Raw genomic sequence first — 496 nt, 5'->3', positions numbered from 1 at the left:
GACCTGCCCCCGCTCCTGGCCGCTGCCGGGATCCCCGCCGCGGTGTCCCCCGTGGCCTACGGGGAGATCCGCGGCGACCAGGCCCCCGCGGCGCCGGACGCGTTCCCCGCGCTCCGGGCGGCGCTCGCCCGGAACCGCCTCCAGCAGGCCCTCGACGCACCGGGGGCCGATCGCCGGGAGCTCGCCCGCCTGCTCACGGACGCCGAGGAGCGGATGCCGGCGGGCGCCAAGCTGGCCGGTGCGGGGCTGCTGAACTTCCGGGGGTTCCTGGCCGCGGACTGGCGGGCCCACGACTGGTGGTGGGGACGCCTCGACGCGGCGGCCGGGGTCGCCGGGTTCCTGCGCGGGCTGCCGGCGGCCGCTCCGGCGTCGCCCCCGACGTCTCCGACGACCCCAACGATACCGACGACCTCGACGACCCTGCCGGCCGCGCCCGGCGGTTCCCCGGCCGGGAGCAGCCCGACGGTCGACCCCGTCGTCGCCGGCCTGCAGGACG

At 79.8% G+C, this 496-nt stretch carries 1 protein-coding gene; it reads left to right on the top strand.

What is annotated here, in order from left to right; all coding sequences use genetic code 11:
• The coding region (locus CRM73_RS19535; protein ID WP_229588844.1) for a DUF3376 domain-containing protein at positions 1 to 496 on the top strand (496 nt) is incomplete at both ends.

It is taken from the genome of Kocuria sp. CCUG 69068, assembly GCF_020833785.1.
Classification (GTDB): Bacteria; Actinomycetota; Actinomycetes; order Actinomycetales; family Micrococcaceae; genus Kocuria; species Kocuria rosea.
The sequence above is the reverse complement of the archived record's forward strand: the minus strand, read 5'-3'. Positions and strand labels throughout refer to the sequence as shown.